The following is a 25,356-nucleotide window of genomic DNA, read 5'->3' as shown; positions in this document are numbered from 1 at the left end:
GTTATCAGCGGCCAGACTGACCGCTTATTTTTCCTGAAAGGGTGTTAAAATTATTCTTCGGATCTTTCCAGTTCACCTTCTTCTGCGGGTTGATCCCGTTGATGAACTTTTCAATATTCGTGTACCCATCTCCGTTCATATCCTTTACCGCATCGGCCGCATCATGGGGATCCAGTCCGTGCTTCCGCTCCCATTCATCGGGCATACCGTCGTTATCGGTGTCCTTATAGGGTGTTCCTTTATACTCCGGATAGCCACCCACCTGGCTGATATCGGATATAATACCATCCTTATATGAGTCTTTCGGCATGCGGCGTTTTATGAATTCGCTGCCAATGCTGTTATCTGTTCCTTCCTTGTAGCGGATCTCACCTGTACGCACCTGTTCTATCACACGGGTATCTACCGCATCGCGTTTAGGAAGTGTGGCGCCTGCATTATCCAGCACGTATTCGTAGGCTTCCTTTGCCGTCATCACAGTGATAGCCGGCATGGGAAAGGGTTTCTCTACGCGCATATCATCACGGTTCGGACCTGCATCCTGCAGGTTCTCCACCTGTACGCCACCTTCCCAGTTATTCCTTGTTATCTTATCATATCCTTCCATGATATTGCCATTCACATAGGCCCTGCCATATACCTTGAAAGGATATTTGCTGCGGCCTGATTCCGGCTTTATAATACGGTGTCCTACCGGCTCATCCTTCGGTGTAACTGGTCCGGGCTTGTAGTAGTTGTTGATCACGTTATACATGGCGCGGTAATCGCCGCCGTCCATGGTGCGGTGCTGCCAGTTGAACACAATGTTGTTCACAAAATTGAAGCAGCCGTACCAGCCAACAGAGGGGTTACGCCCGGTATTGCAGGCCCAGAGGTTCCGCATGAAGGTGCAGTGCTCTCCGCCCAGGGTGCTGCCAAAAGAATGGTTATAGGTATCCAGCGCCTCTGAAGAGATACAGTTCTGGATGGTAACATTCACCGTGGGCAATTTCTGTTCCTTTGATCCATCGCCGGGATCGTACATATGACGGTAGATGGAGATGTTCTCGTCCAGGCCCCAGCTGGCAGAGCAATGGTCGATGATAATATTGCCGATCGGGTTACCGCCAAGCGCATCATCCCTGCGCGCTACAAACGTTTCACCACGACGGAAGCGCAGGTAACGGAGTATCACATCGTGGGTATTGATCCATACGGATTCGCCGGCTATGCATACGCCATCTCCGGGCGCCGTCTGCCCTGCAATGGTGATGTAAGGCGCCCGGATGATCAGCGGACTTTTCAAACGGATAATACCCGCTACATTGAAAACAATAATACGGGCGCCGCCCTGTTCGCAGGCCTCGCGTAAGGTACCCGGGCCACGGTCTTCCAGACTGGTCACCACGTATACCTTACCGCCACGGCCGCCTGCTGTAAAAGCCCCGCCGCCTTCCGCACCGGGAAAGGCGGGAATGTCTGCCTGCGGCAGGTCTATGGGCCGGGATGCCCAGGGCACATAAGGCTTGCCGTGTTTGGCGTCTTCCCGGATGATGGGCAGTGCCTTTTTCCAGGCCTCGTCAGACAGGCGCAGGGCTTCTTTCAGCGCGGCATCACTGGAATCCTGTATCCGCGCTGGTATGGTGGGATATTGCGCCATTAGCGGCTGTACCAATCCCATTGTGATCAAGCAGGCTACTGCCACTGCAAAAAACTTCCGCATGTTGTTGTCCTTTTTAAGCATGGGTTCCAATTTCTTATCATTATTGTGCCGGTTCGAAATTACCGCCCCATCCTATGTTCTGAACCAGCAGCGGGTTGTTATCCAACGCTGATTTAGGTATAGGGAAATAATAGTATTCAGGTTTCCAGCCGATAGCGTATTTAGTATCCATTTCTTTAGGCTTGAGCTCAAAGTATTCCCTGTAGGCCCTGTCCAGAGTAACGGTATCGCGTTGTGCTTCAAAATCAGCTGCACTGATGATAGCTGTTTTCAGGTTAATGGTCAGGCCGGTTCGTCTCTTACCATTCAGTTTGGTTTCAAACAGTTTCCAGCGGCGAAGATCCCAGAAACGTTTACCTTCAAAAGCAAATTCGTACAGTCTTTCATCGAGGATCGCGTCAAACATTTCTGCACGGGTCATTGCGGGTTTCAAACCATATAGTCCGTCATCCCCTGCCAGGATGCCGGCGCGCTGGCGGATGGCGATCAGCTCATCATAGGCCTCAGATGGTTTGTTAATGCCGTTAGCCGCTTCTGCCAGGTTTAGCAGCACTTCTGCATAACGGATTTCCATCCAGTCTGTACCGGAGTACTGTACTTCACCCGTAGCCGGTTTCGGGTCGATCGCCTTACGGCAATAAAAAGCGGTATTGGATGCCTTTCCTTTTTCAGTGGTTTTTCCATCTGCCGTATACGTCCATAGCTTATAGCCGGATACACCGTTGAGCGGCCAGTTCACCCCGTTGAATGCGATAGTGGCATCAAAACGGGGATCACGGTTCCTGTAAAACAGCTGTGGATCATAGGGATAATCTGCAGAAGCTTCAGCGGGCTTCTTCCCGTCTTTCATCGGGAAAGCATCTACCAGTTCTTTTGAAGGCTGGTTAGATCCGCCGCCGGTACCGTTAATGGAAGGCCGTGTGCTGTTATCGTAACCGTTGTTCTTTCTTGCCTGATCGCCGGTGGCATTGTTGAAACAGGTAACGAATACGGCTTCAGGATTATTCACCTCTGTAAACCACATCTGGCTGAAAGAAGTGTGCAGTCCATACCCATTGGCAGACAGCAATGTTTTGGCCGCCTTACATGCATCATAGGCAGCCTGCCACCTGTCTGCCAGACCAGCGGGGTTAAATTCCGGGCTGGCCCAGTATAAAAGCACCCTGCCTTTCAAAGCTGCCGCTGCTGCACTGGTGATACGGCCCCAGTCAGCAGCCCCATTGGGCCACCTGGCAGGCAGCACAGCCATAGCAGCGTCCAGGTCTTTCAGGATCTGTGCGATACATTCTGATGTCTTACTACGTGGCACATAAGCATTATCTTTTGCCTCCTCCCCTACGGCTTCCTGTTGTACCAGGATCAGGGGCACACCGCCATAAAGCTTTACCAGCTCAAAATACCGCCATGCACGCAGAAAATACGCCTGTCCTTTCAGTGTAGCCTTCCAGGTTGGTGAGATGGTGCCTTTGTCTATTTCCTGCAGGAAAAGGTTCAGCGCCCTTATTTTCCCGTAGTTATTATTGGCATCCAGCTTGGTGCCGAAATCGGCTACATCATTCACCAGCAAACTTCCTTCAAAATATTTGCTTTCACCATAAGATTCATCAGAGAGATTACTGCTGGAACCCCAGGTACCACCCCAGGAAGGTAAATTCTGATCATAAAGATAATCCAGGTAGGTGCGCGCAAGCACCGAGTCATTAAACACAAGGTTGGCCTGCAGGGAGCCCAGGTCTCTTTTATCCAGCACCTTGCTGCAGGAAGCAGTTAACAAAAGCAGCCCTGCGAATATGAATATATGAATACGTTTGTACATGATCATTGATTTTGGCAGAGTTATAAACTAACGTTCAGGCCGAATGCCATCGTTCTCATCAGCGGATATACAGCGTAAGACCCCAGCGCATTATCTTTATAATCGTAAGGATTATAGAAGTTAAAAGGATTGGTACACGCCAGGTATACTTTAAACGACTGGAAGCCGATGCTCTTCGCGAGAGAAGGCGAGAAAGTATACGACAGGTTAAGTGTTCTCATTCTGAAAGAGAAGGAGTTCCTGAACCAGAAAGCAGACGTGCGGTCGTACTGATCGTCGAAATAAGGAGAAGGATATTTTGCATCCGGGTTTTCCGGCGTCCAGTGATCGTTCCAGAAGGCGGGACGATTAGAGGTGACAGTAGCCTGTTTACGTGCATCGCTTTCAACCACATTCTGTCCGCCGAATGCGCCCGACATCACCATATCAATACGGAACCCTTTGTAACCTGCGCCGATGGAAAGACCGAAACCATAATGGTTATTGGCCTTTTTAGAAATCCAGTCTTCATCATTCTCATCCACTACACCATCAGGACCAGCATATTGATTGGTCAGCGGATCTTTTGGTCCACGGATATCTTTATAGTAAAGCATTCCGGGCTCGGGCGTTTTCCCGAATACCTTGTAGTCCGGGTTCTTAGACAGGAAAGCATCTACTTCTTCCTGTGTGCGGAACATGCCGAGGTAGTGATACCCTCTCACGCCCCTGTCCATTGAATAGCCATTAGGGTCTTCCCATGTACCACGAATACCTTTGTCTACATCCACTTTTATTGCTTTGGCATCGCTCCAGCTAAGGAAACCGTTTACATAATAATTGATGTCCCTGCCGATACGATCGCTCCAGCCCAGCGACAGCTCATAACCGTAGGCATTCACCGTGTTGTAATTCTCTGCCGCGATGTTGGAACCTACCGTCAGCGGCACACTGGCCGTGAGGCTGGTCAGCATATTATAGCGATGATCAAAGAAGGCGTCCACGGTGGCAGAGAGGCGGCTGTTCAAGGCCTTGACGTCAATACCAAAGTTGAATTTCAGATCATCGTCCCAGCGTGCTGCAGGGTTGGGCAATGATTCCGGTTTGGTACCTACGGACTTGTTACTGTTGCCGCCAAAGACGGCGCCGGAAGTCTGGCTGGGGGTAAACCGCTGCAAATATCCCCAGGGTTTGGTTGCATCGCCACCCAGGTGACCGGCAGAAGCCCTCAGCTTCAGGTAATCAAACGCGCGAACGTTTCGCTGGAAGAAGCCTTCCTGCGACACCACCCATCCCAGTGACAGGGAGGGAAAGAAGCCCCAACGGTATTGCGGTGCGAAGTTGGTGGAGGCATCATAGCGGAAGGCAAATTCCAGCAGGTATTTATTGTCGTACGCGTAGTTGGCGCGGCCGATATAGGATAGGTTGCCGGTTTCGTTGGCGGTTTCCCACACATTCATATTACCGAAAGCAAACCTGGAGATATCAGGTGCGCCATCGGTAGGATCTTCTGTATAGGCCTGCACATCGTCATATGAATATTCGCGTTGCTCTGCTACCGCCAGCAGTGAAATATCATGTTTACCAAATTTGCGGGCGTAGTTAAGATAGGCATTGAGCTGATAACGGTCTGCATACGATGGTTTAAAGTATACACGTCCGCCGTTCTTTACGCGCACCGTCTTAATAGGATCTCCTGCATAAATGTGATTATGGCCGCCTTCCATATCAAAGGCATATACATAATAGTAGGTACCGAACTGTTTGGGAAAGACATTATCCATCAGTTTAGCATACTGCACCTTTGCAGTCAGCCCTTTGATAAATGTGGGCTGGTACTCCAGGTTGGCCACTACATTGAGGCCATTGCCCCGGGTTTGAGAATAGTTGCTCAGATTCTGTACCTCGAAGAAGTGAAAAGCGTCAATGGTATTGCTGCTGCTGCTCAGCTGCGTAGGATAGCCGTTCACGTAAGGCGGTGTGAACTGCGGTGTGTACAGCAGGCCTCTCATATCATTCTCCACATTCTCAGATCCTACCTTCATGAGGTATAATTTGGTATTGGAAAGATCCCCACTCACAGACAAGCCCATTTTCAGTCCGGTAGCCAGTTTCACATCGCCGCTGGCCCTGAAGGTCCATTTATCGTTCTTGATATTATCGAAGTTGCCATTCTGGTAGAAGTAAGAGGCACCGGCAAAAAAGGTAGCCTTCTCCGTACCACCGCTTACATTAAATGCATGGCGGGTTACCAGGGAAGATTTCCATGCCTGGCGCAGCCAGTCGTAATTATTATTCCTGAAATGTTCCAGTTCATCCGGTGTATATACCTGGTTATCGTCTGCGGTTTTCCCGTCTGCGAAGTAAATATCGTTCATGTACCGGGCATGCTCGTAGCCATTCATCATGGTTGGCAACGAGGTTGCCTGGTTAAGGGCAACGGAAGAATTATAGTTGATCACCAGCTTACCGGCTTTTCCTCTTTTGGTTCTTACCACGATAGCGCCCTGTGATGAGTTAACCCCATACACCGCTGCCGCGGCATCTTTCAATACGGAAATGCTTTCCACCTCTGTCGCATCCAGCAGGTTGAAATCTTCCTGCGTTCTGATCACATCATCGATCACGTATATCGGGCTGGTAGTGCCACCGTCTTTAGAGAAGATCACCGGGTTGCGGATAGTGATCACCCCTGCATCGCCCGGGCGGCCGTTACCACCGCTCACGCTCACGCCCGGCAGTTTGCCCTGGAGCGTAGCGCCCAGGTTTCCCAGGGGAAGATCTTCAATTTCCTTTACATTCACCGTAGCCACCGCACCGGTTAAATGTGTCTTCTGCTGGGTGCCGTAACCTACTACCACCGTTTCATTTAAGGATGTTACACTGCTCTTCAGGGTAACATTTACCGCAGAGCGGTCGTTCACCGGCACCTCCAGCGGGGCATGGCTGATAAATGAAAATACCAGTGTTGCTTTTCCGTCGGGCACCTGTATAGTGTAGTTGCCATCTGCATCGGTAACGGTTCCTTTCTGTACACCTTTTACCCGTACGGTAACACCCGGTACTTCCTCTCCTTCTTCTGATAATACTTTTCCTTTTACGGTAACAGGCATAGGCTTTCCCTGTGTGGCGACAGGATCAGGTGTCTGGGCAAGCGTCAAACGTGGACAGGCGCCGGTAATGATCAGCATCAGCCACAGCATAATCCCCCCTGTGGTAATGCGCTTACCTGAAAGTAGTTTTGTAATCATTTTTCTAATGATTTAGTGGAACTTGGAATAATAGAATAGGTTGATACTTGTTGTGTCTTTCAGACAATTAAAGAAATGCTGACACTCATTGGCGATAATTTCTTCATAACTCATGGAATTTTTTATGACCTTCCCCTTACAACCGGAGATGCTGTCTTTTGCTCCGGTTTACTTCCGTATACGCAGAAGTATTAATCCCGGGATCAAGCTACAGCAATTTTCATTTACATCCGGCACGAAGTCACCGTTTTTTTTACGCAATCGTTGCCGGCAACGTTGGCATTGACAAATTATCCAAAAAACAGGTATCATAGTATAGTATACTTGGAAATTATGATGTACCTTTCTGCAATTAACCTGGATCTTCTCATTACGTTATGATCCCGCTGCTGTCCCAAGCCAGGTTATGATGAATGCTTTGCTGTACACCTGCCGGCATGTTTTACTATGTCTGCTGCTGGCGGGTACTTACTACCAGGATATTTCCGCACAAAAGAAGATTGTTTACCAACCCGACTGGAGCTCGTTGCAACAGCATACCGAAGTGCCGGAGTGGATACGTGACGCTAAATTTGGCATTTACTGCCATTGGGGCGTGTATACCGTGCCAGCCTATAATAATGAACATTATTATTCTCACATGCACGCAGATTCCGGCTATTCAAAACTAGGCACCTATCAGCGGCACCAGGCGTTGTATGGGCCGCTCAGTAAGTTTGGATACCATGATTTCATCCCGATGTTCAAAGGCGAACATTTTAATGCTGATGAATGGGCCGATCTTTTTGTAAAAAGCGGGGCGCGTTTTGCCGGACCGGTAGGCGAACATCACGATGGATTTTCCATGTGGGACAGTCAGCTCACACCTTTCAATGCCAAACAAATGGGGCCTCACCGCGATGTGGTAGGCGAGCTGGAAAAAGCCATCCGCAAAAGGGGTATGAAATTTTTTGTATCCCTGCACCATGAACTGAACTACGGCTATGTAAAGCCCAAACCCGGATGGGCTGCGGCCAATCCTAAATATGCCAAACTATATGGCACCCCCATGCCCCATGAACAATGGCTCAACATGTGGATGGGCAAGTGCAATGAAGTGGCAGACAAATACCATCCGGACATCATGTACTTTGACTCCTGGCTGGAGCAGATACCGGAACAATACATCAAACAATACCTAGCGCATTATTTCAACAGCGCGGAACAACGCGGACAGGAAGTGATCATGACCTACAAAGGCAATGATATACCTGATGGCATTGGTATGCTGGACCATGAGAATACCAATCCCGATCGTATTATAGAAAAACCCTGGCTCTGCGATTACTCCATCGGCAGTGGCAAAGCACTCTCCTGGGGTTATACAGAAGGAATGGACATTCGCACACCGCGCGAAATCATCCACAAGATCATTGAAGTCGTAAGCAAGAACGGACAGCTGTTGCTCAACCTTTCACCTAAGGCAGACGGCAGCATTCCACAAGACCAGCAGGAAGTAATGTTCAGGGTAGGCAAATGGATGTGGGCATTTGGAGAAGGCATTTATAACACACGCCCCTTTAACGTATATGGTGAAACCACCTCCAGCGGACAGAAAGTGCACTATACGCGGAAAGGAGATACACTCTATGCCATCTTCCTGGACTGGCCGGGAGATGGAAAAACAGTGCAGCTAACAGCACTTAACAGCAACACCATCGGGGAAGTGCAATCCCTGCAACTGCTCGGACTGAAAGCCCTGGAGGCTTGTCCCTACCAGCTGGATGAACAGGGGCTTTCCATCACCATCCCCGCAAAAACAAGGATACCATCCGACTTTGCCTACGTATTCAGAATTATAACGAAGCATTCCATTCATAACGTGAACGGCATTGGGCAGCAGACGCCCGGGCCGCAGGGGAACCATGCACAGGCAGGTTCCCCTTTACCTTCTGATGAGTTACCACTGTTTGACATCATCGGCGGACCAGCAACACCTGTAATACAGGAAGGTATGCCCGGCACCGAAGGCATACAGGGAGGGTTTGAAGGAGGCGCCTGTGTAAAGATCAACGGTGTATATCATATGTTCCCGACAGAAAGAGCCGGGGAAGCCGGCATACCACCTTACTATGACCGTGTGAAAACCCGCATAGGGCACTGGAGCAGTAAAGACGCCATCCACTGGAAACGGGAATCTACCATTTACCAGGCCAGCGGCCAGTACGCGCTTACAGCAGATGATAACCCGCTGAACGATCGCCGCGCCGCGCTCTGGTCTTTCATGCCTGTTTACGATACCGTACATCAGCGCTGGTATGGCTACTACCTGGCCTATACCGTTCATAAGGACATAGAACCTAATCACTGCTTTGGCAGGATATGGAGAAGCGAATCTGTAAAAGCAGGTATTAACGGCATTGGCGGTCCGTATACTGATAAAGACATTATCCTGGAACCGGGGATGGACAGCCAGCTGTGGGAAGGACGCCAGGGCGTAGCCTCCTTCTTCCCCTACCCTGTTGGCAATGGGTGGCTGGGCTTTTACGCAGGCGCGTACCCTTACGCCAAAGCAGCAGATTATCCGGAGAAAACAGGCAAAGGCTGGTTCATCGGCCTGGCCCGTGCGGCCTCCCTTGAAGGGCCCTGGACCCGCCTGGATACTACGGTGAACCCGGTAACATCCATACATCCCTATTTTGTGGAAAACCCCATTGTAAGCAAATTACCAAATGGCATATACATCGCTGTATTTGACGGAGGGCCCGAAGGCTTCGGGCTGCACCTGCCTAACATGATGGGGTATACGCTTTCCAGAGACGGGCTGCATTGGAGCCCCGCACGCTACATTCCCATTCACACCAGGGTAAAGAAATGGTGGGATATTATGCGTACACCGCTTTGCCTGATACCGGAAGGTAATGACCGCTACACCATCCTCTACGCAGCCATCAACAACCAGCAGCGTTTTCACCCGATAGGAATGGTACAGGTAAAACTCAACCGGCAGGCATTAGCCGCGATCACCAGCACTCTGAAATAAAAAGAAAAAGAGAACATGCGAACAGGAAAGATATACAGCTACATACGGCAATCTGTCATCTTACTATCCGCTTTGCTGCTGCACAGCTACTGCATGCAAGCGGCAGCCGACAGCAGCATTGTACTGCTGACCGCTGAAAAAACCCATCCACGTATACAATACGGCGTGTCGCAATTAAGCAAAGCGCTTGCAACAGCAGGTTATAAAGTACAACTTGGCAGCGGCAGGACCACAGCCGGTAAAGGAGCAGTCATCATCATAGGATTACTGGAAGAGGAAAGGATACAAGCAGCTATCCGGCAATACCACCTGCCGGTAAAAAGCCAGCCGGGTAAGGAAGGCTTCACCATCAGCACCACGCAGGGCTATACGCTTATTGGCGGGGCAGACGCCAGCGGCACACTTTATGGCTGCCTTGAACTGGCAGAACAGGTACGCCTGAACGGTAAGCTGCCCGGCAGCCTTCAGTTCAGTGATCAGCCGGAAATGGTACTGCGCGGCACCTGTGTTGGCATTCAGAAAACCACATACCTGCCCGGAAGAACCGTATATGAGTATCCGTATACCCCGGAGGAATTTCCCTGGTTCTACGATAAAACCCTGTGGATACAGTACCTGGACATGCTGGCTGCCAACCGCATGAATTCACTCTACCTTTGGAACGGCCATCCCTTTGCATCGCTGGTAAGACTGGAAGACTATCCCTACGCCGTAGAAGTAGACAGCGCCACTTTCCGCCGCAACGAAGAGATGTACCGTTTTCTCACCACAGAGGCAGACCGCCGCGGTATATGGGTGATACAGATGTTCTACAACATCATCCTCTCCAAACCTTTTGCAGAAAAACACGGGCTTGCCACGCAGGACCGTAAACGCCCTATCACCCCGCTGATAGCAGATTACACCCGCAAATCCATCGCCGCCTTTGTAGCCAGATATCCTAACGTGGGGTTACTGGTCACACTGGGCGAAGCAATGGAAGGTGATGAGATGGACGTGGAATGGTTTACAAAAACGATCATACCAGGCGTTAAAGACGGGCTGAAACAGCTGGGACAAAACAACCTTCCGCCGATTGTGCTGCGCAGTCATGACAGCAACCCGCAACTGGTGATGGAGGCGGCCCGCCCGCTTTACCCCAACCTGTATACCATGGGCAAATACAATGGCGAAGCATTGACCACCTATACGCCCAGAGGTCCCTGGGCGGCTATGCACCAGGATATGAGCCGCCTGGCCGCCGCCCATATTGACAATGTACATATACTGGCCAACCTGGAACCTTTCCGCTACGGCGCCACCAGCTTTATACAAAAGAGCGTACAGGCCATGCATAATATACATGGCGCCAACGGCCTTCACCTGTACCCGGAGTCAGCTTACTGGGACTGGCCCTATACGGCAGACAAAGCATCGCCACGCTTACTGCAGACTGCACGCGACTGGCTCTGGTACGAAGCCTGGGCGCGCTACGCCTGGAACTGTCATCGTGACCGCAGCAAGGAAGACCAGTACTGGAGCACCCGGCTCGACAGCATATTTGGCACCGGCGCCGGGAAACATATACTGGAAGCTTATGAACAATCAGGCGAAATAGCGCCTAAACTGTTACGCCGCTTCGGCATCACTAACGGTAACCGCCAAACGCTTACACTTGGCATGCTTATGAGCCAGCTCATTAACCCGTCCAGGTGGCGGGTATGGCCAGACCTCTATAACTCTGACGGCCCTGAAGGCGAAACGCTCACCGAATATGCCGTCAAAGAATGGAAACGCGAAACACATACAGGAGAAACACCTGTACAGATCATACAGGAAGTAACCCGGCATGGCGACCTCGCAGTAGCTGCTATAGAGCGGGCCGCCGGCAGCGTACAGGATGCTGGGGATGAATTTGCACGTATCAGGAATGATATGTATTGTTACCAGGCCCTGGCCCATCACTTTGCCGCCAAAGTGCAGGCAGCCCTGCTGGTATTACGGTACCAGTACTCTCACGATATCCACGACCTGGAAAAAGCATTACCCTGGCTGGAACAAAGCCTGCATCATTTCAGGGAGCTGGAACGCCTTACCAGGAACACCTACCTGTATGCCAACAGCATGCAAACCCAGCAAAGAAAAGTGCCGGTTAGCGGCGCCGACGGCAAGAACAAAACCTGGACAGAACTGCTACCCTTTTATGAAGCAGAGCTGCGCCATTTTAAAGCCCACCTGGCTTCACTACGCCACGGTAATAACAAAGGGACTGGAAGCCCCCAGGTATTAAGCCCCGCAACCGTTACCCTTCTGCATCCCGTGCCCGGTTACTATCAACCGCAAACAGGATCAAGGGTATACGCCGATGAGCCACTGAAAATCACCTCCCTGGTTCCGGCGCTGCGCCAACTGAGGGGCATACAGCTCTCCCGGCAGCAACAGCTGGAAAAAGGCACCACCCTCCGGTTCCGCAGCGAGACGCCCGTAAAGGTAGTAGTTGGCTTCTTTCAATCTAAAGACCCCGCCTACCTGAAAGCACCCGATCTTGAAACAGACGCCAGCGCCGACAACCATGGACAGTCAGCTGTACGCCTCACCAATGCCATACAGCTGCACGGCCAGCCATCCGTGAACATACACACCTACTACTTCCCCGCTGGCCAGCACACCCTTGTTTTAGGCAAAGGCGCTTGCCTCATTCTTGGCTTTATGGACGGCCAGCAGCAGGAGGAGGGTACAACGAGTGGCACACTGGAGCAGCTCTTCAATTAATAATTATACAGGCCGTAGCTATCCTGTCTGACCTCACCCTATGATTATTCATTATTAATTATTAATTTTTAGTACAGTACAATGGAATCACTCATCTCACTAGACCACACGTCCGGTTCGCCGAAATACCAGCAGGTCATACAGTCTATTATCAACGCGATAGACAGCAAAAGGCTGAAGATCGGCGACAAGCTTCCCTCTGTGAACGAGGTCAGCGATAGCACCGGTATTGCCAAGAAAACCGTGGTGCAGGCCTTCGAACACCTGAAACAGACCGGCGTTATTACTGCCGTTAAATACAAGGGCTACTTTGTAGCCAGCGCCAACACGCAGTCCAAACACAACGTCTTCCTGCTGTTCAATAACCTCAACGCGTACAAGGAAGACATATATGAGGGCATTAAGGAAACAATTGACGGTAAAGGCGTGGTAGACATTTTCTTTCACCACAACAACGTGGAAGTGTTTAACACCCTGATCGCGCAAAGTGCCGGCAAGTATACCGCCTATGTGATCATGCCCATTCAGCACAAAGGGATTGAGCCCGCGCTAAGAAAGCTGCCGCAGGAAAAGATCTATATACTTGACCTGGGCTATACCGACTGGGGCGCCCGCTACCCTTCCGTTTGCCAGTACTTTGAAGAGGACATCTACAAAATGCTGCAGCAGTGCATCAGGAAAATACGGCGCAAATACCAGAAACTGGTGCTGGTACAGGGACCCGACTTTTACAACCTGAAGCAGATTGAAAAAGGTTTCCGACAGTTCTGCAAGGATGCTGAACTCGAATGCTCTATTATTACCCACACCAGGAACAGGAAGCCGGAACGCGGTGAATTATACGTGCTGGTACATGACCAGGACCTGGTAGTGCTGGTGAAGAAGATCGCACAGTCGTCGTTGAAACTGGGCAGGGACATCGGTATTATCTCCTATAATGAAACCCCCATCAAAGAGATCGTTGCCAATGGCATTGCCACCATCTCCACTGATTTTGCGAAAATGGGAACTGACCTGATCCATATGATCGTGAAAAGAAAAAAAGCACATCTGAAGAATCCCTGCAGGCTGGTAGAAAGAGCATCATTCTGAGTGCGGCAGGCTGCTATATTTCCTGGTTGTATGAATTACCGCCAGGAATGGCTGGTGCTGGACATTAATATTCCGGGCGGAAACAACCTGCAGATGATAGACGCGGTACGCTTACGGCAGCCCAGAATAAAAATACTGATCTTCTCAGGGTACGAAGAACAACTGTTTGCCCTCAACTACATACAGGCGGGTGCAGACGGCTACCTGGTGAAGCACTCTTCAGAAGAAGATATAAAGAGTGCATTGAAAGCAGTCAGGGGAATTCAATCTTTACCACAGCGCCGCAATACGGTTTATTCTCTGCGGTCAGGCGTCCCTTCATCTGTTCCAGCAATTCCATCACAATGATCAGGCCCAGGCCGTTGTGAGCGGGCATGGTGTCTTCCACCTTTCTCATGGGATGCCAGTACGCATTGATCCAGTGCAGCAGCGCTGGCGGCAGACCGGTTCCCGTATCTTCAATACTTACCTGTATCATACCCTCGCCATGCATGGCGGAGATCATAATCTCTCCCTCCCTGATGTTTTTCACGGCATTGTCCAGCAGGTTATGCAATACCACAGCCAGCGACTGATAGTTGGCGCAGAACTGCAGCTCCGGCGGCACGTTATTGAGAATGACGGTATTATTTGTTTCGGCAATACTACTGAAGATATCGATCTTTTCTTCTACCAGTTCGCGGAGGTCGATCTCTTCGGGAACTGCATACCCATTCTTCACATGGGTGCGGTAAAATCCCTCGTCGTAGGGGTTTTAGGACTCTATTGGTAAAAATACATAATGAAATTTAAAGTGTCTGTAAAACAATAGTTGTAATTACAGCGGTGTTTACCAGCATCATATATAAGAGGCTGGCAATATTACCTGGAAAGTTGCACCTGCTTTCAGTACACTCGTAACAGTAAGATGACCTCCGTTCAGTTCTACCAGCTCTTTCACGAGCAGCAGGCCAAGTCCTGCGCCGGGTTCATTTTCTGTTCCGGAAGAGTGTGTACGCTGTTCGGGGTTGAACAATTGCTCCAGCAGGTCTTCATTCATACCGATACCCGTATCCGTTACACTGATCTCCACCAGTCCATTGGCATTGCTTACAGTGATCCGTATGCTGCCGCCTTTGGGCGTAAATTTCACCGCATTGGATACAAGGTTCCTGATGATCAGCTGCAGGTGTGTAGGATCTGCATATACCAGGATGTCGCGATCACATCTACGAATAAACCTGAGCCGCTTTTCCGACAACTGCGCTTTAAACTGACTGGCCACCTGTTCCAGGGTATCGTACACGTTACAGTAACGTGGCGCAGGGATCAGGCCTTTCAGGCGTGTATGCGACCAGCGCAGGGTATTTTCAAGGCTTAGCAGTACATTATCGAGATTACTTTTGAACCGGCCGGTGAAATCGCTGATCCTGGCGGGAGACAGCTCCTCTTCCTTCTGGAGCACGTTGCGCAAGGCTGATAGTGGCTGTAGCAGGTTATGAGACAGGGACGACAGGATCTGTTCTTTGGATCTGTTCAGGTTTTCGAGGCGGAGCGCCTTCTCCTCGTTCTGGCGGTTGAGTGTTTCCAGCTGGCGGCGGTCGCGCTGCTGTTCGTATTTATAGTACAGCAGCACCATGGTCATCAGCACAAAAAGGTTGGTAGCGCTGATCACATCCCGGGAGGCAGGCAGCGCCTCGATCAGCGGCTGGTGGTTACCGTTATAGATGCGGATAAAGATAAAGGCGAACATGTTCAGCAGGGAGAGCGCTATAATCATCCACCAGGAATTCAGCAGCAGCACAATCACTGCAATGTCGAGCAGGAGGAACAGTTCGGTATTATTCTGGTAGCAGAGTGAGATATAGCTGAAGAAACCGGGTATCAGCGCTACGGTAAAATAACGCGCAGCCGGGAAAAAACCGAGATGCTGTAACTGGAAAATGAGCAGCATACACCCAATAAGGAAGGCATAGGAAAAAGCCAGGTGATAGTGGGCGCCCAGGATATTCCACACGCAGAGGATCGTCACCATGGTCATACCTATAAGATTACCGACATTCAGTGACCTGATCTTTTTTTGCTCTTCTGACGGGAGGCCGGGCCTGAGGCCGACCTTAACGATTTGACTGATAGAAAGTTTCATCGGATATACGAAACTATATCTTTTTCGTATTATTTTCCAGTTGGTTAACGATTGGTTAACTATCGCTTAGCCAGAGATCAGTAATTTTAGTACGAATTTATAAGGAATAGAGCAAGGCATTCCTGCCTGGCTGTCATTTTCACCTAAAAAACGTAATAAGGATCCCGGGCAAAGCGGGGTCCTTATTACTATACAACCCCTTCTACACTTCCCCACTTTTTGTTCCTCCAATTGTGCAAACAGGCCCATCTGCCGGCAATACCGGCCACTCAGCTTAATACACTGGCAATGTATGCATTGCGGCCACTCCCTCCTGTGCACGCTACAGTGAAGCACATATTTTGCGATGGTTCCTGCAAACAATAAAACCATATCATATGAGCGCAAGAAAATTGCTTTTGGCCGGATGCCTTGTTACGAATGCCCTTTTCTTTGTGGCCTGTTCAGATGATGATGACGACATCAGCAACCCTGCTATTTCTGACCGGGACAAAAACTTTATGATCACCGCATCCTATGGTAATCATTCGGAAATAGACATGGGGGCCACTGCTGATTCTGTTTCTGCCAATGGCGGCGTTAGCCTGTATGGCCAGATGATGGTGGCAGATCATACCACCGCCCAGGCAGAACTGGATGATATCGGTAATGCATGGATCGTGGATCTGCCAGACAACCCTGACACCGTACATCTGCGGCTGAAACAGCAACTGCTGACCCTTAGCGGCTATTCATTTGATACGGCCTATATCAACGCGCAGATCAGGGATCACAACGTAAACATCGCCTTATTCGAAGATGCCGCCGCGAACAGCGATCAGCAACGGCTGAAAGATTACGCCAACAAATATCTTCCAAAATTACGCATGCACTTACAGATGGCGGACAGTATAGCGGCAACATTGAATCCGTAGCGGCAGTTAAACGTTTGAAAGTTTGAGGGTCTGAAAGTTTGAACATTATTGATAGCCATCTGAAAAAGTAATATGCTTACGATGCAGGCACCGCGAAACAGGCCTGACACCAGCAGAAACCTTTAACTTTCAACGAACCTCAAACTTAAAACTTCAAACCTTCAAATGTTTGTTTATGAGTTGTATAATCTCCATCCTTCCGAAATGTTCTGCCCAGCCAAGGGGTGTGCTGTGATAGATCTTGTCGCGGATGTTGAGGTTGGGGTTTGCGGAGAGGGCAAGTTGAGCAAGGTCAAGGTCGTTCTTTTCAGCGGCGATGTGGAGAATGGTATAATCCAGGTAGCTATAACGGCGGTTCACCTCTTCGGGGTGAGCGGCCAGCAGGGCCTTTGCGCGATCTTTCCAGCCAAGGTTCCAGGCATCAAGAACGGTACAGGTGGCGCCATGTTCGGCCAGCCAGGCGGCGGCGCGGGATTGGTGAAAATACACTGCCAGCTCCATGAGTGTCATGCCGTTGGCCAGGGGTATGTTGAGTTCCTGGGGAGCGTAATCCTTTCCAATTTCTTCGAGCACGCGGATATCACCCAGTCCGATGGCCTCGGCCAGCTGGATGCGGGCAGGAAGAGGCGCGTCTGTGAAACAATCCTGGTTGTTGATCCACCAGGTATGGCCATTACTGATCCACTTAAAACCAGCCTGCTGATACATGCGGAGACCAGTAGCATTGAGTACGGCGTAATGCCAGCCTTTGACAGCGGCGTGCTGACAGGCGGCGTACAGTATGGCCTTGCCTATGCCTTGTTGCCGTGCCGAGGGCACTACTCCCACGTTATAGATGCCCGCGGCGCCATAAGTGCCGCTTGTTAAGAACACACAACTCTGGCCCACTATCCTTCCATCCAGGAAAGCCAGGAATCGCTGGGCGCGGTCAGGAAAAGCCTCCATGAGAGCGGGTGGCACGGCGCCATCTTTCCCGGCATAGGGCAAAGCACTTACCAGCGATGTATCCGAATGATTATCGGGACGAACCTCCAGTCCCGCCGGAACGGGGTATTGCCGGAGATTGTCCAGCCGCAGCGCCATCCAGCACGGGTTCCATCCTGGCTGAAAACCCCGGGCCAGGAGCCGCACGCCCAGGTCTGCCGGCTGCGGAGGATCCAGCGACCAGCAGCCTGCGCCCCTGGGAGGATGGCTGCGAAACCAGGCCATCATCTCATCCAGCAAAGGGCCCGCCTCTTCTTTAGACATCGCAGGAAAAGGAACGGAAGCGTTATTATGCGGACCGGCATACGCCCAGGTCAGGCCGCCGGCAGATTGCACGGCTCCTTTTACCGACATGGCTTCGAGGATGAACAGCTGCCGGTGATTGTCCGCAGCAGCCAGCTCCAGCTGTGCAGGCGTTGCATGCTGGAGCACGGAAAGCGCTGATAATGGAGGGACGCTCATGGTATGTAAGTTACGGAATAATCAGGCAGGATAAACTTAACCCAAACTTCATCTTCCTGCTCATAAAAAAGCCTGCTTAATTATCAAATTTCGCCCGCCTTCCTGAACATGGTGCACCTGCGCCAAGGCATGAGGCAAGGCGTGGTTACCTATCCCTCCCACACCACCATCATCACCGGCGCAAAGCCGCTGAAACACGGCATTTACTACAATACGCCGTCTGAGCCCCTGGGCATTACCGGTAAATGGATCTGGCAGTATGAGCACATTAAAGTGCCAAATGGGATTAGTGGATATTGCACCACTGATCAGTAAACTGCTGGGGCTTGAGCTGCCTGCAGGAGATGGAATGCTTTACAGCGGAGTACTGGCAAAATAGATTATTCAATCCCTACCCTTGTTCTCTCATTGGTAGAAAGCAGCGGGTAACGGTCATTGAAATAATGATAGCCGCGTCGTTCGCCATTCAGGAAGAGAATGCCTGAATTGCCTTCTATATCCGTCATTCTTGCCACCTGATCGTCCAGGATCTTTTCCAGGGCAACTTCTGCGCCCACGACCTGCCGGTTGATCCGTTGTCCGGCTGGCAGGCTCACTACTTCCAGCCAGGTAGTTTTTGTACTGTCTGTCCGGAGGTAGGCCAGCCGGGTTTCGGTATCATCAAAGGAGAAAGCTGCATCCGCTGTCAGGCGGCGGAACAGCTCCTTTCCGCTCCTGGTATCGAACACACGCATCAGGCCTGTTGCATCGGCATAGGCATAATACCTGGCCCCAGCTGAAAACAGGGTGGCATTGGAAATGCCTTGTATATACCTGTGTTCCGCCAATGAATAATATAGCGTTTTACCCTGCCCGTTAGTGTACCTTACAATACCGCTGCTCATGCAGGAAAATGACCTGGGTCTGTCTGCTGCGCTGGCCGCGTTCAGGGAGCTGCCCGCAGAACGGCGGGCATAATCTGCTATCGTGGTATCTATAGTTTCAGTCAGAAGATTGTAGATCGTAAGTGCTCCCGGCCTGCTGTTAAATATCAGCCTGTTGGTATCCTGTGCGGGCAGCCAGAAGGAGCAGTCCATGCGCTTGGCGGCTGCGTGGCGCCAGCCGTTCCGGGCAGAAGAGGTATAGAGGTCCAGTGATGTTCCATACACCAGCCAGTCTTTGTGTTTCTTTACATCCAGCCAGGTAATGCCGCTGATACTGTCCTGCAGCAAGGGCATTCCTGCATCTGGCAGGCTGTAGATCCGCAGGAGGCCTTTTTTGAAAACGGCCAGCAATTTCCCATCCGGAGACATTTTCATAGTATAGAGAATACCCCTGCTGCTGCCCGCTGAATCTGCAGCAGGTTCTCCTGTTGTGAAAGAATAGTTGATCTTTTTCCGCTTTTTAAGGTCAAACAGGTAGGTATCGCCCGCCTCCGTAAGATACCAGATAAAATCCGATCCCGGCAGGAAACCGGCTTTAAAGTCGGACCCATAGGTGAAGTCTGAATTCCTGTCTGCAGTATTGATGTTCTTCAGCTGCGCATGCGGAATGGAAAATGCATTGCGGGTATTTACATCATACACCACCAGACGGCCGCCTTTATCCCGGCAGATGAAATACCCGCGGCTGTCTGCCACTTCCAGGCTCATTGCATCCGCGATGGCCTTCAGCAGCAGTCTTTGGGCGCCGTCTTCCGGTAATCTCCAGATGTTGATCCGGTTCTCCGCCTCGAGGGTAACATAGGTAGCGGGGTTCAGTACATGCAGCTGCGTCCCCCCGGAGATATCGAAGAAGAAGCGGCTATCCAGCAGCTTACGCACGGAGTCTCTTGCTTTTGTATCAAAGAGCCCTACCCGCTGGTAGCTGCTCCAGAGGCGGAAGGCCATGTAATGGTTATTCTCCGTGTAATATTTCTCCGCAAGCCATCCCTTGCTTTTATTCAGGATGCGCTCATTCTTTGCAGACATTTGCAACACCAGTATCATGCATGCCAGCGAAACCAGTGCCAGGGCCAGGAACAGCAGCTTATAGCGAACCTGCCTGTCTTTGTCTTTCCGCAGCCGCGCTTCGCGGTGCTGTTCAGCATATTTTGTTACCGCCTTAACAAGAGTGTCGTGGCTCAATTCGTAGGTACGTCCCAGGTGGGTAAACTCTTCGCGCACCAGGCGTACATCCATCATTTTATCCAGGAGGTCCTGCCGGTCTTTCAGCAGTTGTTTCATCTGGTTATCGGTCAGGCTGGTGCGCCCGCCACCGGCTACCAGGTTGTCTTCTATGATCCTGCGGCAGATATCAATATCCTTTTCGTTGCCTATTTTTTTGAGCTGGTCTTCATAAAAGCGATCGAGAATATGTTCGGCCTCCTCCTGTTTGATGAGGGTTTCATCCACTACTATGCTGGTGTAAGGCCTGAGCCGATGCCTTTCAATTACCTTGTGTTCAATATAGGTGCAGATCTTTTGCAGCTGTGAGCCATCTACCCCCGTACGCAGGCTGTTATCCTCCGGAGGCTGGCTGATCAGCGGAGACAGCTCAGGCGCCCTGCCACACAGTTTGCGCAGAATAGCATCCAGCAGCTGTTCATCGAACGAGAATTTGGGCGCCACGAAATCCCCTTCAACCTTAGCGGGTTCTGTCATCGCTTCCCTGGCATCGTAATAGTCGAGCGGGAAAAGGCGGTAGCGGTTGCGCAGGATCAGGGGAATATATTTGCGGATGCCATCCAGCTCTGCCAGCTTATCATCCCGGATGGCGAAGATGCATTTGATCAGGGGTTGTTTGGACCATTCCACCATTTCAGGCGTGCGGATCTCGGGCGCCTGGCTGCGCAGCCACTCCAGTATGCGGTTGGGACACATCTCGTGCAGCAGTTCAGATAACTGCACCAGGAAATCATGCCGTTCGCAGGTAGAGAAGTTAAAGAACTCTTCAAACTGGTCAAAGATCAGTACGGGCGTCATCATGTGAGGGGCCTCCGCGGGAAGACGTTGCGCCGGAGTACCGGTTATGGCAGACTGCTCTTCGCGGAAGGCCTGCAATATCTGTTCCCTGCCTGTGCTTTTAGGCTGGTAGGAAGGAAATTTAAGCCGCTTAAAAAGTTCCCATAACCTGGGCTGCCTGTTGTCAAACAGCACCTTCATTTCCTCACGCAGGGCGATCCCGCTGGGCTGGCCCATTTTGAGGTGAATAACTTCGTCCAGTATTTTAAGCGGTGTTTTGCGGATAGTGTCTTTATCCGGATTATCGCCGGTATACTGGAACCTTACTTTTATGGGATAAAATCCTTCTGCCTGCATATAAGGGATCAGGCCTGCATTAAGCAGGGAAGATTTACCGATACCTGATTTTGCGAACAATACGATGGTACGCTCCGCTTTCAGCAGCTGTATCAGTTCTTTTGTTTCGGTTTTCCTGCCGAAAAAAAGCTGGTGTTGATTTTCTTCAAAAGCAACTACACCGGGATACCGGCTTTTACGGATGGCATTATCTGACATTCATATCAATTTAGCACTATAGTTAGCAAGCAAAGCATTGAGGTCGGTAATAAAGCTCTGCAGATCGTCGCTTACAAAGAACATTTTGAATTCCTCTTCAAAGAATTCCCTGGTACGCACACTGATCCTTCCATTGGCAGGAAGCGGATTGGCAGCGCCTATGCCGGGTGCATCAAAGCTGCAGGAAACAGCATTGAACTGATCTTTCTTCAGTTTGAAGAGGTGAAAGAGCACTTTAAAATACCACTGTTCAAAATCAAAACCCAGGAACAGGTAGCTGTCCTTTTCATTGAATTCAGCCAGCAGGTTACTATCCAGGCGGGGATTCCCCATGGTTACCCGGCTGATGAAATCCAGGAATTCCCCTTCTGTATGCAGGATGGAACTTTCGTTCCGGAAAGATCCGAAGATGTTATACACCACTGTCTGGCCGCCCGTCAGGAGTTCGCTGCCGGCTACCTGTAAACCGGCGCTGCTGGTTGTTTGCGGGCGTTCTTCCTCTTTGCTGGAAATATCGTAGTAACTCAGGCGGCAGCTGTCTGCCTTGCGCTGATTGATATAGTTGCAAAGCAGATCGTCCGGGTTGGCGTTAATAACGATCCTGAGCGGCAGCATGGCCATCTGTTCGTATATCTCGCGTCCTATGCGCTGCTGCGCCAGCAGTGATTTAAATTCAGTGTTGGAAAGTGCGGCCACATCACCAAACATATAATTAGGCGTTTCCTTATAGCAGTTAGCCATGTAGCTCAGGTTCGTATTCAGGTCTTTGTCGAAGTAAACATTATCGTTGACCATCCGTTCTTCCAGCTTGCGGGCAATCCATTCGTTAAAGGAGATCTGTGCGCCCCCCTCCCGCACCTTCAAAACTTCCGGCCCCAGGAAGAGCACGCACCTGCCCATGATCAGGGCTTCTGCCAGGCTTACCAGCCTCATACGGCGGCTGGATTCCAGTTCTGTATAGAAATACTGTAGTTCGGGCACATCGTTCTTATCCAGCATGGCCTTTAACAGCTGGATCATTTTCTCTTTATTCGTTTTCAGCGCATCCAGCACATCGCCCCAAACCATCCAAGCGTTTCTATTGGTGTCTACAAATACGTTCTGAATGTTGGCAGTTGTGAGATAGAAATGGGCTTCCTGGCCGTTGGGAAAAAGCCGGTACAGCACTTTTCTCAGCTTATGCAGCTGTTTGGCAGAAAGTATCATTATTTGTGGTGGTTTAGCTGATCAATAAATGCTTTCACCCGCTGGATGTTGGTGCCCTGGTTGCGCCGGACGGTCTCTTTGGTGGCAGGATCTTCCACCCAGCCGCCACTGTGATGAATGGCCACTACTTCCCAGTCGCTGTTCACCACAGGCGAGCCGGAAGAACCGGTGTTGGTATCCGTCATATATTGTACGATGGCGTCATCGGCATACATCACCATATTCTGGTAGATACCTATCTGTTTGGGGCCGCCCAGGGGGTGTTGAATGATGTTGACAAAATCGCCGGGTTTCAGTCCGGGTGCGGCCATGGTAAAGAAACCGAAAGGGTCTATCTGCGGGTCATCTATTTTTACCAGTGTCCAGTCTTCCGCTTCATTCGTGTAAAACAGGGGCTTATCTGCCGTGCCCGGTGTAAGGCGGGTGGCATATTCTGCTTTCAGATCGGCCGGCTGTTTGGTAGAAACTTTAATGCCTTTGGGAAACTGGTAGTTAAACTCTATACTGGCGGCAGCAGCGGTTTCCAGGTTGGGCAGCACATGGTTGTTGGTGAGCAGCCAGCGCTGTGCCAGGAGGAAACCGGTGCCCAGCTCATTTTCCGTAACTATCCTGACCACTGCCCTGGCGGCATCCGTGCCTTGTTCCAGGAAGCCAATGGGCAGCAGGGTACTTTTCTTTCCGAGTATCTTTTCTTTGGTGGCAGCAATATCGTTGCCGCCTTTCCATTCATCATCGGGCAGAGAAATATTCCTGATGGCTTTGCCGGACTGCATAGCCACAATGGCCCCTTTCAGGAATTCGTCACCGGCATTGCCCATTTCAGGAGCGGTAATGACTTCCAGCAGGCGAACCACCTGGTTGCGTGCAGCAGCGAATTGCAGGATATTGAACCAGGCGAGCAACTGTTGCTGGGGAATCTCGATCATATAGACTGGCATCCCGGCTTTTTCGACCAGTGAAGCCTTCTCCTTGTTGGTGATATCGTGGGCAAAAAGTCTGGCCAGGTAATAATTGAGTTCCGTCAATGTGTTATTCCAGTCCATAGGCTAGTTGGGTGTTAACATTCCTTACGTTGATAAATTTAACTAAAAAAAGCTATTCAGCCATGCGTATCTTCACACATATGCTGAATAATATTGCACCAGACAAGTGGAGACATTTTTGGGTAGGTATCCTGATGGGCGCTTTATTACAGAGCGTTGCATGGCTGTTGCTGCCGCAGCATCCCCTTGGCGGAACGCTGATCGTACTGGCCATCGTGGTGATGATCAGTTACGGCTTTGAGCTCTTTTCACTGATCAGCGGGCACGGCCACTATGATATCATGGATGCTGTCGCCAGCATTATTGGGGGCGTGCTGGGCATGGCCCTGAACTGGGGAGCTTTGTGGGTATTGCTATAGCGCAGCGCCTTTTATCGCATCTTTAAATGCATGGAACAGCTCATTATTATCCCGGTGTAAGACAGATACATTCAATGAAAAAATAGTTTGCCCGGCGCTGATACCCTGTGCGGCCAGCGCTTTCTGAAAAGCTTTCTTATCAATCCCGCTCAGCTCCATACGATAAGTATTCGTAGCATCAGGCCAGCTATTGATCTTCATTTGCGGCAGGGTATTGAGCATAGCGATCAGCGCCTCCCCTTTTTTACGGGCATTTATAAGCCGTTCCATATAACCATCTGCTTCATGCAGTGCCATTGCAGCATTGGTCCAGTTGCGGTACTGTGAACCGCCGTGTCTTTTGATCAGCAGGGGCATCTGCCCGATCACTTCTTTCTTACCACACAAAATTGCGCCGGCGGAAGCGCCCAGGTATTTATAGAGCGAGATGTAAACCGTATCTGCCAGGGCAGCATATTCGCTGATAGGCACCCCCGACCAGGCAGCCGCCTGGTAGATGCGTGCGCCGTCGAGGTGAACGGGTATGTTGTTTTCCCGGCAATAGGTGCACACTTTTTTGTATTCATCGAATGGCATCATCGTATTATCGCTGCGGCGGGTGGGTATCTCTATGACCACTGCGCCGGTGAGCGAAGGAATGTATTCCTGTTCATGATGATAGCCGATAGCCGCTTTCAGGTCATCAAGGCTAAACCAGGGTTTCTCCTTGCCGATGGGAATGAGGCGGCGGGCATGCAAACTTTGTGCGGCATCTGCTTCATCGCGGTACATATGGCTGCTTTCATGGACGAAGATCTTTGTATTTTGTCCGCTGAGCACTTTAGCGGCCAGTTGATTGGCCATGGTGCCACTGGGCATGAAAATAGCTTTCTCTTTTCCCGTGACTGCTTCAAAATGCGATTCCAGCGCCGCAACGCAGCCGCCTTCTCCATAGCGGTCTGGTTCAATGGCTTCCCTGCGGCAGATCTCAGCCAGTTTGTCTGCATACTGTTGGACCGTGCGTATCTCTCCTTCCAATAAGAAATTGACCGGTTGCTTTTCTGCGGATGTTCTTTCTTTTGCCGGCGGCGCAGGCAATGGAGCAATAAAAGGCAGTAAAGTGAAGGCGGAGGACTTGAGGAATGTTCTCCGCCGTATGGGATCTTTCATATGCAGCGGGTTATGTGCCCGCTAA

17 protein-coding genes are annotated in these 25,356 nt (G+C 50.7%); 7 read left to right on the top strand and 10 right to left on the bottom strand.

Annotation, left to right across the window (positions count from 1 at the left end; genetic code table 11):
- Positions 1 to 4: 4 nt before the first annotated feature.
- Genes Q0577_RS00120 through Q0577_RS00110 form a run of 3 tightly spaced genes read right to left on the bottom strand, consistent with a single transcriptional unit; the run spans position 5 to position 6,748 of the window.
- Complete coding sequence (locus Q0577_RS00120) at positions 5 to 1,702, bottom strand: polysaccharide lyase (RefSeq protein WP_298731580.1); 1,698 nt, start codon at positions 1,700 to 1,702, stop codon at positions 5 to 7.
- A 40-nt stretch (positions 1,703 to 1,742) separates the two neighbouring features.
- Positions 1,743 to 3,518 (bottom strand): RagB/SusD family nutrient uptake outer membrane protein, encoded by a 1,776-nt coding sequence (locus Q0577_RS00115; RefSeq protein ID WP_298731579.1) that lies wholly within the window; start codon positions 3,516 to 3,518, stop codon positions 1,743 to 1,745.
- Between the two features lie 20 nt (positions 3,519 to 3,538).
- Positions 3,539 to 6,748 (bottom strand): TonB-dependent receptor, encoded by a 3,210-nt coding sequence (locus Q0577_RS00110; RefSeq protein ID WP_298731578.1) that lies wholly within the window; start codon positions 6,746 to 6,748, stop codon positions 3,539 to 3,541.
- A gap of 406 nt (positions 6,749 to 7,154) precedes the next feature.
- On the opposite strand from Q0577_RS00110, the gene Q0577_RS00105 reads away from it, so the two are divergent.
- From Q0577_RS00105 to Q0577_RS27170, 4 genes are all read left to right on the top strand, one after another.
- Entirely contained in the window at positions 7,155 to 9,770 is a 2,616-nt protein-coding gene (locus tag Q0577_RS00105) for an alpha-L-fucosidase (RefSeq protein WP_298731577.1), read from the top strand.
- Between the two features lie 15 nt (positions 9,771 to 9,785).
- The gene (locus Q0577_RS00100; protein ID WP_298731576.1) at positions 9,786 to 12,521 is read left to right on the top strand and encodes a hypothetical protein; all 2,736 of its coding nucleotides are present in this window, start codon (positions 9,786 to 9,788) and stop codon (positions 12,519 to 12,521) included.
- An 81-nt stretch (positions 12,522 to 12,602) separates the two neighbouring features.
- Positions 12,603 to 13,613 carry a GntR family transcriptional regulator gene (locus tag Q0577_RS00095; RefSeq protein WP_298731575.1) on the top strand — a complete coding sequence of 337 codons (1,011 nt, stop codon included), beginning with the start codon at positions 12,603 to 12,605 and terminating at the stop codon, positions 13,611 to 13,613.
- A 30-nt stretch (positions 13,614 to 13,643) separates the two neighbouring features.
- Positions 13,644 to 13,961, top strand: coding sequence for a response regulator transcription factor (locus Q0577_RS27170; RefSeq protein ID WP_366883596.1), 318 nt, complete (start codon positions 13,644 to 13,646; stop codon positions 13,959 to 13,961).
- On the opposite strand, the gene Q0577_RS00090 is transcribed toward Q0577_RS27170, so the two are convergent.
- Together Q0577_RS00090 and Q0577_RS00085 are read right to left on the bottom strand one after the other, a co-directional pair.
- Positions 13,867 to 14,334, bottom strand: coding sequence for a HAMP domain-containing sensor histidine kinase (locus Q0577_RS00090; RefSeq protein WP_298731574.1), 468 nt, complete (start codon positions 14,332 to 14,334; stop codon positions 13,867 to 13,869). The two genes, Q0577_RS27170 and Q0577_RS00090, sit on opposite strands and share 95 nt — an antisense overlap.
- A 117-nt stretch (positions 14,335 to 14,451) precedes the next feature.
- Positions 14,452 to 15,633 carry a HAMP domain-containing sensor histidine kinase gene (locus Q0577_RS00085; RefSeq protein WP_298731573.1) on the bottom strand — a complete coding sequence of 394 codons (1,182 nt, stop codon included), beginning with the start codon at positions 15,631 to 15,633 and terminating at the stop codon, positions 14,452 to 14,454.
- 482 nt (positions 15,634 to 16,115) lie between these two features.
- Here Q0577_RS00085 and Q0577_RS00080 point away from each other — a divergent pair, with 482 nt between their 5' ends.
- Positions 16,116 to 16,652, top strand: a complete 537-nt coding sequence (locus Q0577_RS00080) for a DUF4142 domain-containing protein (protein WP_298731572.1) — start codon at positions 16,116 to 16,118, stop codon at positions 16,650 to 16,652.
- A gap of 153 nt (positions 16,653 to 16,805) precedes the next feature.
- Here the strand turns inward: Q0577_RS00080 and Q0577_RS00075 are convergent, their stop codons facing one another.
- A complete protein-coding gene (locus Q0577_RS00075; protein WP_298731571.1) occupies positions 16,806 to 18,098 on the bottom strand; it encodes a GNAT family N-acetyltransferase in 1,293 nt (430 codons plus the stop codon).
- A 129-nt stretch (positions 18,099 to 18,227) separates the two neighbouring features.
- Between Q0577_RS00075 and Q0577_RS00070 the strand changes: the two genes are divergently transcribed.
- Complete coding sequence (locus Q0577_RS00070) at positions 18,228 to 18,413, top strand: alkaline phosphatase family protein (RefSeq protein ID WP_298731570.1); 186 nt, start codon at positions 18,228 to 18,230, stop codon at positions 18,411 to 18,413.
- 65 nt (positions 18,414 to 18,478) lie between these two features.
- Here the strand turns inward: Q0577_RS00070 and Q0577_RS00065 are convergent, their stop codons facing one another.
- The 3 genes from Q0577_RS00065 to Q0577_RS00055 are packed head-to-tail and all read right to left on the bottom strand — an operon-like array spanning position 18,479 to position 23,823.
- Positions 18,479 to 21,574: a hypothetical protein gene (locus tag Q0577_RS00065; protein WP_298731569.1), complete on the bottom strand. Its 3,096-nt coding sequence runs from the start codon at positions 21,572 to 21,574 to the stop codon at positions 18,479 to 18,481.
- Positions 21,575 to 22,780, bottom strand: coding sequence for an SIR2 family protein (locus tag Q0577_RS00060; RefSeq protein WP_298731568.1), 1,206 nt, complete (start codon positions 22,778 to 22,780; stop codon positions 21,575 to 21,577).
- Positions 22,780 to 23,823, bottom strand: a complete 1,044-nt coding sequence (locus tag Q0577_RS00055) for a serine protease (RefSeq protein ID WP_298731567.1) — start codon at positions 23,821 to 23,823, stop codon at positions 22,780 to 22,782. The genes Q0577_RS00060 and Q0577_RS00055 overlap by 1 nt, the downstream gene beginning before the upstream one ends.
- Before the next feature lie 62 nt (positions 23,824 to 23,885).
- Between Q0577_RS00055 and Q0577_RS00050 the strand changes: the two genes are divergently transcribed.
- Entirely contained in the window at positions 23,886 to 24,182 is a 297-nt protein-coding gene (locus Q0577_RS00050) for a hypothetical protein (protein ID WP_298731566.1), read from the top strand.
- Here the strand turns inward: Q0577_RS00050 and Q0577_RS00045 are convergent.
- The gene (locus Q0577_RS00045) at positions 24,177 to 25,331 is read right to left on the bottom strand and encodes a beta-eliminating lyase-related protein (RefSeq protein WP_298731565.1); all 1,155 of its coding nucleotides are present in this window, start codon (positions 25,329 to 25,331) and stop codon (positions 24,177 to 24,179) included. The genes Q0577_RS00050 and Q0577_RS00045 overlap by 6 nt on opposite strands.
- Positions 25,332 to 25,356 lie beyond the last annotated feature (25 nt).

It is taken from the genome of uncultured Chitinophaga sp. (genome assembly GCF_937898475.1).
Classification (GTDB): Bacteria; Bacteroidota; Bacteroidia; order Chitinophagales; family Chitinophagaceae; genus Chitinophaga.
The sequence above is the reverse complement of the archived record's forward strand: the minus strand, read 5'-3'. Positions and strand labels throughout refer to the sequence as shown.